Annotated in this window: 9 protein-coding genes and 3 pseudogenes; 9 read left to right on the top strand and 3 right to left on the bottom strand. The window is 43.9% G+C overall.

Going from position 1 to position 12,016, the window contains the following annotated elements:
- Positions 1-106: 106 nt before the first annotated feature.
- Positions 107-430 (bottom strand): rhodanese-like domain-containing protein, encoded by a 324-nt coding sequence (locus AT864_RS01635; protein WP_275900426.1) that lies wholly within the window; start codon positions 428-430, stop codon positions 107-109.
- Between the two features lie 195 nt (positions 431-625).
- Between AT864_RS01635 and AT864_RS01630 the strand changes: the two genes are divergently transcribed.
- From AT864_RS01630 to AT864_RS01590, 9 genes and pseudogenes are all read left to right on the top strand, one after another.
- Complete coding sequence (locus AT864_RS01630) at positions 626-1,462, top strand: biotin/lipoate A/B protein ligase family protein (protein ID WP_066145801.1); 837 nt, start codon at positions 626-628, stop codon at positions 1,460-1,462.
- Between the two features lie 295 nt (positions 1,463-1,757).
- Positions 1,758-2,543, top strand: a pseudogene (locus AT864_RS01625) (ribonucleotide reductase N-terminal alpha domain-containing protein); the annotation flags it as partial.
- Between the two features lie 357 nt (positions 2,544-2,900).
- Positions 2,901-4,067, top strand: a pseudogene (locus tag AT864_RS01620) (ribonucleotide-diphosphate reductase subunit alpha); the annotation flags it as partial.
- A 770-nt stretch (positions 4,068-4,837) separates the two neighbouring features.
- Complete coding sequence (locus AT864_RS18610; RefSeq protein ID WP_080862319.1) at positions 4,838-5,155, top strand: HNH endonuclease; 318 nt, start codon at positions 4,838-4,840, stop codon at positions 5,153-5,155.
- Between the two features lie 85 nt (positions 5,156-5,240).
- Positions 5,241-5,855, top strand: a pseudogene (locus AT864_RS01610) (hypothetical protein); the annotation flags it as partial.
- A gap of 110 nt (positions 5,856-5,965) precedes the next feature.
- Positions 5,966-7,375, top strand: coding sequence for a LysM peptidoglycan-binding domain-containing protein (locus AT864_RS01605; protein WP_066145795.1), 1,410 nt, complete (start codon positions 5,966-5,968; stop codon positions 7,373-7,375).
- 219 nt (positions 7,376-7,594) lie between these two features.
- On the top strand, positions 7,595-8,620 hold the full coding sequence (gene splB / locus AT864_RS01600) for a spore photoproduct lyase (protein WP_066145793.1): 1,026 nt from the start codon (positions 7,595-7,597) through the stop codon (positions 8,618-8,620).
- A gap of 94 nt (positions 8,621-8,714) precedes the next feature.
- A complete protein-coding gene (gene mntR, locus AT864_RS01595; protein WP_066145790.1) occupies positions 8,715-9,143 on the top strand; it encodes a transcriptional regulator MntR in 429 nt (142 codons plus the stop codon).
- A gap of 96 nt (positions 9,144-9,239) precedes the next feature.
- Positions 9,240-10,124 (top strand): patatin-like phospholipase family protein, encoded by an 885-nt coding sequence (locus AT864_RS01590; RefSeq protein WP_066145786.1) that lies wholly within the window; start codon positions 9,240-9,242, stop codon positions 10,122-10,124.
- Positions 10,125-10,139: 15 nt separating this feature from the next.
- Here the strand turns inward: AT864_RS01590 and AT864_RS01585 are convergent, their stop codons facing one another.
- Positions 10,140-10,514 (bottom strand): SA1362 family protein, encoded by a 375-nt coding sequence (locus tag AT864_RS01585; protein ID WP_066145783.1) that lies wholly within the window; start codon positions 10,512-10,514, stop codon positions 10,140-10,142.
- Between the two features lie 22 nt (positions 10,515-10,536).
- Positions 10,537-11,469: a DUF1385 domain-containing protein gene (locus tag AT864_RS01580; protein ID WP_082741630.1), complete on the bottom strand. Its 933-nt coding sequence runs from the start codon at positions 11,467-11,469 to the stop codon at positions 10,537-10,539.
- Between the last annotated feature and the right edge of the window lie 547 nt (positions 11,470-12,016).

Raw genomic sequence — 12,016 nt, 5'->3', positions numbered from 1 at the left:
GAAAGAGTATGGATGGCCTAATTCAAAAGGGGGGAAGAAGGGCGCAACGGGAGCTGTTGTTTGCATGCGAAAGTAAAAAGGGTGACAAAAACAGTCTGTCACCCGATCAAGCTTTTTTCTTCACTTTTCCCGTCCATGTTTTAAAGCCACCTTTTAAGTGGTAAAGATCGCGGTAGCCTTTGCGGTAAAGCATTTGTGCTGCTCTTCCACTACGCAGCCCGCTTTGGCAATATAAATAAATAGGCTGATCCTTTCGCAATTCCTTCATTCGCATTCGCATTTGCGTTAGCGGGATATTGCGCGCCCCTAAAATGTGCCCAGACGCATATTCATCTGCTTCACGTACATCGATCAGCTGCGCTTTGCGGTAGCCTGCACGAAACTCTTCTTCTGTTAGCGCTTTTACCATTCTGCGCTGCATAAAGTACATGGTTACTGAATAGACGATGATGGCGCCAAGCAAAATCCATATCCACTGCACGAGCAGAAAGCCCCCTTTTCCTCAACTTTCGACAACTTCTATTATATAGATGTCGAGCCTATGACGCAAAGTATTTTCACTTTTCTTTGCTTCTTTTGTTTGTTAAACTTATAAGCGCAAATAAGGAAAAAAGAAGGGTTGAAAATGGGAAAAGAAAGATGGCGATTTATCGATTCTGGAGATTGTTCTCCAGCGTTTAATATGGCTTTAGACGAAGCGCTGCTTGAGTGGCACAGCGAAGGCAAAATTCCGCCGACCGTTCGTTTTTATGGCTGGAATCCGCCGACGCTGTCGGTTGGTTATTTCCAAAAAGTTGAAAAAGAAATCGATATGGATGCAGTACGAAAAAACGGCCTAGGCTTTATCAGAAGGCCGACAGGTGGACGAGGAGTGCTTCACGACAAAGAGCTCACCTATAGCGTCATTGTGTCTGAAGCGCATCCAGCTATGCCGGAAACGGTGACAGAGGCATATCGCGTCATTTCGCAAGGAATTTTAGAAGGGTTCCGTTTGCTAGGGCTTGACGCTTACTTTGCTGTCCCAAAAACGGAGGAAGAAAAGGCTAGTTTAAAAAATCCGCGCTCCGCTGTCTGTTTTGATGCTCCATCCTGGTACGAGCTTGTGGTGGAAGGAAGAAAAGTGGCTGGAAGTGCACAAACAAGACAAAAAGGAGTTATTTTGCAGCATGGCTCGATTTTGCTTGATTTAGATGAAGATTTGCTATTTAGCTTATTCAAGTATCCGAACGAGCGAGTCAAAGCTCGCCTGCAGAAAAATTTTAAAAATAAAGCGGTAGCTATTAATGAGCTCACCGATCGAAAAGTGACGATTTCGGAAGCAAAGGAAGCGTTTTATCAAGGATTTGAAAAAGGCCTTGATATCATTTTGGAGCCATACACGCTATCAGAAGCGGAAATTGAGTATGTCAACGAACTCGCTAGAAAAAAATATGAGAGCGACGAATGGAATTTTAAGCGATAAACGCGGGCGACCACCGCGTTTTTCCGTTTTTTTATAAAGGCAACTGGCAAAATGTTTCGTTTATCAGCAAAATGGCTTGAATTTTAACGATTTTCTTCTTTTTTCTCTAGTTTCTATTGTTTTTTTTATTTGACAAAATGAAAGAGAGTTGACCAATCATACAATATATAGTAGGTGTTGTTAAAAAAATAATACTATATATTGTTTTTTTGCTGGCGGTATGGTAATTTAATCTAGACAGAATTTGCAGGCAGAAAGATCATGTAGAATTAGAAAGAAGAGGAGAGATTGGAGAATGACGGTTGCGTCTTCGAAAAAAATGGGCATTAATATTGAAAAGCTGAATGAGGATATTCGCCTTTTTCCGCAAGTGCACCCAATTACAGAAGATATGAACATTACGCATAAAGGCGTGTCCCGTTTAGTGATGCTGGACCGCTACTCATTTAAGGACACGGAAAAGCTAACGATGAGCGTGGGCGATTTTGTTGTATTGACGGTCAAAGAGGATCCGAAGTTTCCAGCGCGTGGACTTGGCTTTATTGTCGATATGGATTGGGAAACGAAAAAAGCGAAGGTGCTGGTTGAAGAAGACTATCGCGGCGTGCTAGATGGTGAGGAAGCAGAAACGGGAATTGTCGTTCGCTCGTTAGATACGATTGACAAGCCGCTTGAAATTTTTTATGAGCAAATTGCCAAGCGAAATGCAACAGGGCTTGCAGCTGTGGAAGCAACAGAAGAAAAGCGGAAGGAATGGTTTAACAAGTTTTATCAAGAATTGTCCAGCCTCAATTTTATTCCGGCAGGACGCGTATTATACGGTGCTGGGTCGGGAACAGAAGTAACCTACTTTAACTGCTATGTCATGCCGTTTGTTAAAGATTCGCGCGAGGGGATTTCCGAGCATCGCAAGCAGGTAATGGAAATTATGAGCCGCGGTGGTGGTGTCGGTACAAATGGTTCGACACTTCGTCCAAGAAATGCGCTGGCCCGCGGCGTAAACGGAAAATCATCCGGATCGGTCTCATGGCTTGATGATATTGCCAAGCTTACCCACCTTGTTGAGCAAGGAGGCTCCCGTTAACCAAGCGCCACCGGCGGGAGTAAAATCTCGTGAATTGCTGGGACGCCCTAAAGCCAACTTGACCACAACGTAGCTGGCAACGGCAAGCGTGACGGTTGAAAAACAAGTTGGATGAAACAATGGGCTATCAGCAGCCAAGCTTCTCTGGAAACGGAGATGAAGGTTCAGAGACGATCGAAACCTCCTAAGACACTTAGCGTTAAGGAGGGAGTAGACTAAGCGGGCGGCAACGCTCGTTTAGAGCGCGAGACAAGGAGATACGTTCTCTTTGATGATAGAGTCCGACCTCTAGTGAAAGCTAGAGAGCTAGGCAGAAATGGCCTAGCCCGCTCCGATCGAGCGAGTAACAAAGAGCGAGGCGCACAAATGATTATGCTGGCAGACTGGCATCCGGATGTGATTGAGTTTATCATTTCGAAGATGCAAAATCCGCGCATTCTGCGTTATTTACTAGAAAATACAGAAGATGAGGGCATTCAAAAAGCGGCGAAAGAAAAATTGAAATTCACTCCGCTTACCGAGCAAGAGCGTGCGATGTACCAAGGAATTGTGAACTACAAAAATATGCCGGGATATGGCGGATTTTCCGAAAAGATTATTAAAGAAGCGGAAGAAAAGCTGCGGACGGGTGGCACTTACACCGTGCATAATCCAGATTTTCTAACAGGAGCAAACATTTCTATTTGCTTAACAAAAGAGTTTATGCAAGCGGTTGAGAACGATCAAGAATATGAATTGCGCTTCCCAGATGTTGAGACATATTCAGAAGAAGAAATGCGCATTTACAACGAAAAATGGCATGAAGTTGGCGATGTACGTGAATGGGAAAAGATGGGGTATCGCATCCGTGTCTATCGCAAAATCCGTGCCCGCGAGTTGTGGAAGCTGATTAACATTTGCGCTACATACTCTGCGGAACCAGGTATTTTCTTTATCGACAATGCCAATGACATGACAAATGCAAGAGCGTACGGCCAAAAAGTCGTAGCGACGAATCCATGTGGTGAGCAGCCACTTGCACCATATTCTGTCTGCAACTTGGCAGCTATCAACTTGGCGAATATGGTCGATAAAGAAACAAAAACGGTTAACTATGACAAACTGAAACAAACGGTAGAAATTGGCGTAAGAATGCAAGATAATGTCATTGATGCAACACCATACTTCCTTGAAGAAAATAAAAAGCAAGCACTTGGTGAACGCCGCGTCGGCCTTGGCGTAATGGGATTGGCCGATTTGCTCATTTACTGCGAAAAGGAATACGGCTCCGAAGAAGGTAACCAACTTGTTGATGAAGTATTCAAAATGATCGCGACGACGGCATATCGCGCCTCGATTGAACTGGCGAAAGAAAAAGGCAGCTTCCCGTTCTTGGTTGGCGAGACGGAAGAAGAAACGATGAAGCTGCGCGAAGCGTTGATTAATACCGGCTATATGAAAAAAATGCCGGATGATATTCGCGAAGACATTTTAAAATATGGCATTCGCAATTCGCATTTGCTAACGGTGGCTCCGACGGGTAAATAGTTGCCCCCTGTATTTGTAAAAATACAGTGAAAACTCGGCTGTATGCGGGGAACTCTGGCGTATCTCTTGCTACCTGTGCCTTGCCAGCACACAAAGAGGTAAAAATGCAAGAGTGTTGGATGAATCCTACCAGACAATCCGCAGGGAAGTCGTGGCTGACCCCTCAACGACTATACGCCGAGCAACCAAAATTCTTAACAGGAACACAAGTTCGTTGTATAATAATCTTATGGGAATATTAAAAAAGAGGTGTTCCTGTGAAAAAGAAATGTCTAAATTGCGATGGACAAATTTATGTAAAACCAAGCCAAGTTGAGAGAAAAAAGTTCTGTTCTCGGTCTTGTAAAGCTGAATATTTTAAAAAACCCCCCATCGTTTTGGAAAGAAATGAGTAAGAAAAGACTCGTTAATTGCTCATTCTGCGGGAAAGGAATCATCCGCAAACCTTCTGAAATTAGAGAAACCAACTTTTGTGATAGACATTGTAGAAGGAAGTATCTATAGCAAATAACGATAAAATTAATCAACACTTAAAAAGAAGGGTAGAGCTAAATTGCAAATTTTGTGGACAAAAGGTTAGTGTTCCGAAAAATAGGGCGTTAAGCGCAAAATATTGTTCTAAACATTGCTTAGTCAAGGCAAATGGACAGAGAGGAAAGGTTCAATATTCAAAAAGAGTTATTGTCGTATGTAATAACTGCGGAACAAAATTTGAAAAAAAGCCTTCTGTTGTTAGGAACTTAAATTTTTGTTCTATAAAATGTATGGGGGATTATTATGGAAAGAGTGGAATGTTTTCCGGAGAAAATAGCGGCACTTGGGCAGGTGGAGATATAGAATATTACGGGCCCAATTGGAGAATTCAGCGTAGAAAGGCTAGAGAACGAGATAATTTTACTTGTCAAGATTGCGGAATAACAGAAGCAGAATACGGACAAGAACTCTCAGTTCATCACATTATACCTTTCAGAGCCTTCAACGGCGACTGGAAAAGAGCCAATGACTTGTCAAATTTAATAACTCTATGTGAACACCCTTGTCATCGCAAGAGACATTCAAAAGAATTTTGGTTGAAGATATAGTCTGACCCATATGGCGACATATGGAGCAGGTAGCAATCTTACCTGCCTTCTGTCCAATGTTGTATAGATAGAAGTAACACAAGTGAGTACCGGAACCATGGTCGGCGTTTCAACAGGATTAGAGCCTTACTTTTCCTTCTCTTATTACCGAAGCGGCCGTCTCGGCAAGTTTATTGAAGTGAAGGCCGATATTGTGCAAGAATATTTGGACAGCCATCCAGAGGCAGATCCAAACAACCTGCCTCACTGGTTTGTAACGGCAATGGATTTATCGCCAGAGGCGCACGCGGATGTGCAATGCATCATCCAGCGCTGGGTTGACTCCAGCCTTTCGAAAACGGTCAATGCGCCGCGAGGCTATACAGTTGAACAGGTACAAAAAGTGTACGAGCGTTTATGGCGCGGCGGCGCGAAGGGCGGCACCGTCTATGTTGACGGCAGTCGAGATGCGCAAGTATTGACGTTGAAAGCAGAAGAAAACACATTTGAAGAACAGCTTGAATTAATTCCAGAAGAAGAAAAAGAAACAAAACGGGCGGTTGTATTAATTGATACGATCCAAGATTTGCGCACGACCGATGTGACGATCGGTTCGGAAGTCGGCAACATTTGTCCGGTATGCCGTGAAGGAACGGTTGAAGAAATCGGCGGCTGCAACACATGCACAAGTTGCGGCGCACAACTGAAATGTGGTCTGTAAGCAATAAAAAACTGGCTCCAATCAATCGTGGAGCCAGTTTTTTATTCATAAAACGATGAAAGAGCAAATATAGTAGTATGAGGCATAATGAATAAATAAGGGGGAGAACGATGCTGATCCATGTTGTACAGAGGGGGGAAGCGCTCTGGACGATTTCTCAGCGTTACGGAGTATCGATCGAGGCGATTATTACAGCTAATAAGCTGAAAGATGCTAACCGTCTTGCGATCGGACAGGAGCTCGTCGTTCCATCTTTATACCGCTATCATACGGTTCGTACAGGAGAAACATTATGGGCTATTGCTAGACAATACGGCGTTTCGCTTGAGTCTATTATTCAAGCTAATCACATCAGCAACCCGTCTGTTCTTTATTCGGGCACAGTCCTTCTGATTCCGCCAAGAACTCACACCGTACAGCGAGGAGAGACGCTATCACAGATCGCTGCTCGTTATGGAACGACTGTGCAAGACATCGCGCGAGCTAATCAGATTGCTGATCCGAATAGGATTGTCGCTGGCATGGCATTGATGATTCCTCATCCTAAACCAACTATTGAAGTGAACGCTTTTACGATTGATGGAGGGGAAAAAGGAGCGCAACAAGTCCGAGAGGTAGGGCGTTATTTAACATACGCCTCTCCATTTGCTTATACGATGAGAGCCGATGGCGGACTTAATCCGCCTAATGATGCTGCCATTATTGAAGCGGCAAGGTCGGAAAACGTTGTTCCGATGATGGCGATCACGAATTTTACGTATACAGACCCAGGCTCACGATTGGCGCAGACGATCCTTTCCAATCCGCAATTACAAAACCGGCTGCTTGATCATATAGTTCGTACGATGCACGAAAAAGGCTACCGTGGAGTGAATATCGATTTTGAAAATGTCTATCCATCTGATCGTGAACGGTATAACCAATTTTTGCAAAACGCTGTCGAGAGACTTCATCGTGAGGGCTACTTTGTTTCTACTTCCCTTGCTCCTAAAGTAAGTGGAGAACAACAAGGAATCTTATATGAGGCACATGATTACCCAGCGCATGGAAGAATTGTCGACTTTGTTGTGTTAATGACGTATGAATGGGGATACAGGTTTGGGCCGCCGCAGGCTATTTCCCCAGTTCATCAAATTAGAAGGGTGCTTGATTATGCCGTTAGTGTCATTCCGCGGAATAAAATTTTTATGGGGTTTCAAATTTATGCGCGGGATTGGGTTCTTCCTCATGTACAAGGACAAGAAGCGGAGACATTCAGTCCGCAAGAAGCAGTGGAACGCGCGATTCGTTATGGTGCGGTGATTCAGTATGATTATACAGCCCAGTCACCGTTTTATCGCTATGTCGACAGTCAAGGAAGAACACGTGAAGTTTGGTTTGAGAATGCTCGCAGCGCTCAAGCGAAGTTTGAACTAGTGAAAGAGTATCAGCTAAGAGGAATCAGCTATTGGGTTCTTGGTTATCCTTTTCCAGAAAACTGGGCGCTATTAGAAGACAATTTTCACATTCGTAAGCGATAATAAAAATGGTGCGTGTAAAGAAGGAAGATTCCGACGGCACGCACCTTTTCGTTTTGTTATTGACGGCAGGAAATATGCGCGTGCTGTCGCTGAAACCGATGGCATGGCCGCTGGTTTCGCTGGAAGCTTGATTAAACAAAAAAATCCCAAGCAACATCGCTGTTTTGTTGGTTCATACTAACCATAAGTATGAACAAAACAAGGAGGCGTACCTCAGCTATGGAACCATTTATTCCGCGGCTCGTTTATTTTGAACCAGAGGCGTTGCAATATTCTTTAGGCAAAGAGTTATATGAAAAATTCAAAAGTATGGATATTGAAATACGCGAGACAACGTCGCATAACCAAGTGCGCGGCATTCCTGGGGAAACGGAGTTGCAGCGGTACCGAAACGCGAAATCAACGCTCGTTGTCGGCATTAGGCGCACATTAAAGTTTGATACGTCCAAGCCGTCGGCAGAATACGCCATTCCGCTTGCGACAGGGTGTATGGGGCATTGCCATTATTGTTATTTGCAAACGACGCTCGGAAGCAAGCCTTATATCCGTGTATACGTCAATCTCGATGAAATTTTTTCCCAAGCGAAAAAGTACATCGATGAGCGCGCACCGGAAATTACCCGTTTTGAGGCCGCTTGTACGTCCGATATTGTCGGCATTGATCACTTAACTCATTCATTAAAAAAAGCGATCGAATTTATTGGAGCGACGGAATACGGACGGCTTCGCTTTGTCACGAAATATGAGCACGTCGATCATCTGCTTGATGCGAAGCATAATGGGAAAACCACCTTTCGTTTTAGTGTGAATTCGCGCTATGTCATTCGTCATTTCGAGCCGGGAACATCATCATTTGAAGCAAGGATGGAAGCGGCGCGAAAAGTGGCTCGCGCCGGTTATCCGCTCGGTTTTATTGTTGCTCCGATTTATCGGCATGATGGGTGGAGGGAAGGCTATTTAGAATTGTTCCAACGTTTGTCTGAACAGCTTGCAGGAGTCGAGACACCTCATCTTTCGTTTGAATTAATCCAGCATCGCTTTACGAAACCGGCAAAGGCAGTGATTCAAAAGCGTTATCCAAAAACAAAGCTGGATTTGGATGAAAGCAAGCGAAAATACAAATGGGGGCGCTACGGCATTGGCAAATATGTATATCCAGATTCAGAGGCCAAGCAGCTGAAAGAAGCACTCGAGTATTATATTGCACAATTTTTCCCTGAGGCAGAAATTCAATATTTTACGTGATTCGCTCTTTTCCTTGTCATTTCACTATAGCATGGTATAATAATACTGATTGTGATTTTTGGATGAGTACGGGTAAGTATGGGAGGGAATTATGATGCCGACACCAAGCATGGAGGACTATATCGAGCAAATTTATAATTTAATTGAAGAAAAAGGATACGCGAGAGTATCGGATATTGCCGAGGCATTGTCCGTTCATCCCTCCTCTGTTACAAAAATGGTGCAAAAACTTGATAAAGATGAATATTTAGTATATGAAAAATACCGTGGCCTTGTTTTAACCGCTAAAGGGAAAAAAATCGGCAAACGACTTGTATATCGTCATGAACTGCTTGAACAATTTATGCGCATCATTGGCGTAGATGAAGGGAACATTTATCAGGATGTAGAGGGAATTGAACATCATTTGAGCTGGAACGCTATTGATCGTATTGGGGATCTCGTTCAATACTTCCAAGAAGATCCAGTGCGTCTTCAAGCGCTCCGCAATATTCAAAAACAAAATGAACAACAGACAGAGTAAGGATTTTCTTACTCTTTTTTATTTTTGATACTAAATCTCTTCCTCCGCTCTTATACATATATAAGATACGAATCGTCGCAGAGAGGGGCTGGCAGCATGGAGATTGACATCGTGCTTTCGGGGGGAGGAGTAAAGGGATTCGCGCTAGTGGGCGCCTATGAAGCGATCGAGGCAAAAGGGCTCCAATTAAAGCGAATCGCCGGCACGAGCGCAGGTTCAATGATTGCAGCGCTCATTGCAGCAGGCTATACAAGCCAGCAAATGATTGAGTTGATTGATCATTTGGATTTAAAGCAGCTGCTGGATAAGCGCAAGGAAGTTCTTCCATTTTCATTAATGAAGTGGGTGTTTTTATATTGGAAAATGGGATTATATAAGGGACAGGTGCTGGAGGAATGGATGGAGGAGGTACTGGCAGCCAAGGGAATTCGAACGTTCGGCGATTTGCCAAAAGACCGTTTGTATATTGTGGCATCCGATGTAACAAGCGGACGTATTTTGGTGCTGCCGACTGATTTGCCGCAATATGGAATTGATCCTGATACGTTTTCAGTAGCAAAAGCGGTGCGCATGAGTGTCAGCATTCCTTATTTTTTTGAGCCTGTTAAGCTCCAGACGGATGCCGGGAAATTTGTGGTTGTCGATGGGGGAGTACTTAGCAATTTTCCTTTGTTTATTTTTGATGAAGAAAAAAAGGTGAAAAAGCGGCCTGTTCTTGGCGTTCAGCTTAGCGCTCGGCTTGATAAGCGGCCAAAAAAGCAAGTTCGCAATGCGATTGAGCTGTATGAAGCGCTATTCAGTGCCATGAAGGAGGCGCATGATGCTCGGTACATCTCGCGGCGGCATGAAAAAAACATTATTTTTATTCCTGTTCGTAACGTATTATCTACAGAATTTTCAATGACCGATGAGGAAAGAGACCATTTAATCGGCTATGGCAGACGCAAAACAGAGCTTTTTTTAAAAAAATGGACATACTAAAAAAGAAGAATCGAGCTAAAACAAAGCTCGATTCTTCTTTTTTCCTTTTTTCCCTTCGATGACTGTTAAGTGGGATGATGTTCGTTTTTTCGGTAAGCGGTGGTGCGTTCCTTTCTTCGAATAGGACAATGCTTTTGCTGAAGGTCTTCGGTCCCGGTTCACATGAAGCTTTTTCGATTGGTTGACCGCTCTTAAATAGGCGGCATTTTCTTTATTGAAACGCCGCTGGGAAATCCAACGAAAAAGCGCATATATAATGGCGATCGTAAGACCGATAAAGATGATGCGGCGGAGCAGTATCACCGGCTCGGAAAATAGTGTAAATGCCAGGCCGAAGGCTCCTAATAATAGAACAATCCCAATCAATGGATGAAATGTGCGACGGAACATTCCGCATCCACCTCCCTGATAATTACCGAACGGCTTTGGTTGCCTCCTGTCCTTCTTCTAGCCGAAGGAGCTCCTGAAATGAAGCAATCGCCACTTCCACTTGCTCGTCGCTCGGTTCTTTTGTTGTCAGCAGCTGCAGCCATAAGCCCGGATAGCCGAGCCAGCGCAGTACGGGAATGCTTCTTAACCGGTTAGTAAACTGCAGGACTTCGAAAGAGATCCCCAGCACGACCGGAATTAAGGCAATACGGTTAACAATTCTCAACCAAAGCGGATCTGTCGGAACAGCCAAGTAGACAAAGACACCGACAATAACAGTAAATAGAATAAAGCTGCTGCCGCACCGATAATGCAGGCGCGATTGCCGCTGAACATTTTCGATCGTAAGCGGAACGTTACTTTCAAAGGCGTTGATCACCTTATGCTCCGCTCCGTGGTATTGGAATACACGCTTAATTAACGGCGTCAGAGAAACAGCGTAAATATAAGCAAGCAACAGCAGTAGCTTAAACGCTCCTTCCACCAACACCTGCGCTGTTTTCGTCGGAAAAAGAGGTTTTGTAAAATTCGCTAAAAACACCGGAATAATGGTGAATAAAAATTTCCCGAACAGAAATGATAAGACGCCAATGACTGCTACGCTGAGAATCAAAGACAGCTTCGACTCTTCTTTTTTTGGCTCATTCAGCGTGTCGTCATCTTTTGGGTCTAAATCGTAGCGTTCACTAGCAAACTGAAAATGCTTGGCGCCGTTTGCGCTCGCTTCTAAGATAGCGACAATTCCGCGAATCAAAGGAATCCTTTTTAAAAATGATAATGTTGGATTTGTTTGGCGAAGCATATGAAAATATTCGATTGTCTGATCTTTTCGGCGAATCGCGGTTACAGAATGCTTTCTTCCTGCAAACATCACGCCCTCTACCACGGCTTGCCCGCCATATATCGGTTTGATCATTTTCTCCATCGTGTCGACACCAACCTATTTCGTTATTTATATTCTATTCTACAAGAAATAGCGAGAAACCTCTAGGTCGATGCTATGATTATCATTTCCAAAAATAAAAATGGATAGACATGCCAAACGAGTTTTTTTAAATTTATATGGATATAAATGCAACTTGTTGCGAATGGTCTCTATGGAACACCGACGGTCGGAGAAGTTTTGGGGAGCTTTTTGTCACGTGAGCATGTGGCAAGAATTCGAACAGCCGAATCATCTATGGATCGATGAAGCGGCGCTGTTCGTCCCTCAACCACATTGTTCAGATACATGTTAAAGTCTTAAGTTGCATCTATAATAGATACAGCTAAAAGGTTGAACCGATAGCCCATTCCAAAGCAGAGTCCCATTTTTTCAACGACTGAATGCAAGGCGGTGACGGATCTTCGTTATGCCAAAGCGCGGCGGAGTGCCCAACCGTCGAAAAATGTCCCCAACTTCCTATCGCTGCAAGTGCTAAGAGGTCAAGTTACATTTATATAGTCAGTTATGTTGATGATCC

Source organism: Anoxybacillus sp. P3H1B (assembly GCF_001560855.1).
Classification (GTDB): Bacteria; Bacillota; Bacilli; order Bacillales; family Anoxybacillaceae; genus Anoxybacteroides; species Anoxybacteroides rupiense.
Note: the sequence above shows the minus strand (reverse complement) of the source record. Positions and strands in the feature narration are given on the sequence as shown.

Bases quoted from the DNA above. Each gene is read 5' to 3' on its own strand.
- AT864_RS01635 (WP_275900426.1), bottom strand. From the start codon at position 430: ATGTACTTTATGCAGCGCAGAATGGTAAAAGCGCTAACAGAAGAAGAG.
- AT864_RS01630 (WP_066145801.1), top strand. From the start codon at position 626: ATGGGAAAAGAAAGATGGCGATTTATCGATTCTGGAGATTGTTCTCCA.
- AT864_RS18610 (WP_080862319.1), top strand. From the start codon at position 4,838: ATGGGGGATTATTATGGAAAGAGTGGAATGTTTTCCGGAGAAAATAGC.
- AT864_RS01605 (WP_066145795.1), top strand. From the start codon at position 5,966: ATGCTGATCCATGTTGTACAGAGGGGGGAAGCGCTCTGGACGATTTCT.
- splB (WP_066145793.1), top strand. From the start codon at position 7,595: ATGGAACCATTTATTCCGCGGCTCGTTTATTTTGAACCAGAGGCGTTG.
- mntR (WP_066145790.1), top strand. From the start codon at position 8,715: ATGCCGACACCAAGCATGGAGGACTATATCGAGCAAATTTATAATTTA.
- AT864_RS01590 (WP_066145786.1), top strand. From the start codon at position 9,240: ATGGAGATTGACATCGTGCTTTCGGGGGGAGGAGTAAAGGGATTCGCG.
- AT864_RS01585 (WP_066145783.1), bottom strand. From the start codon at position 10,514: ATGTTCCGTCGCACATTTCATCCATTGATTGGGATTGTTCTATTATTA.
- AT864_RS01580 (WP_082741630.1), bottom strand. From the start codon at position 11,469: ATGATCAAACCGATATATGGCGGGCAAGCCGTGGTAGAGGGCGTGATG.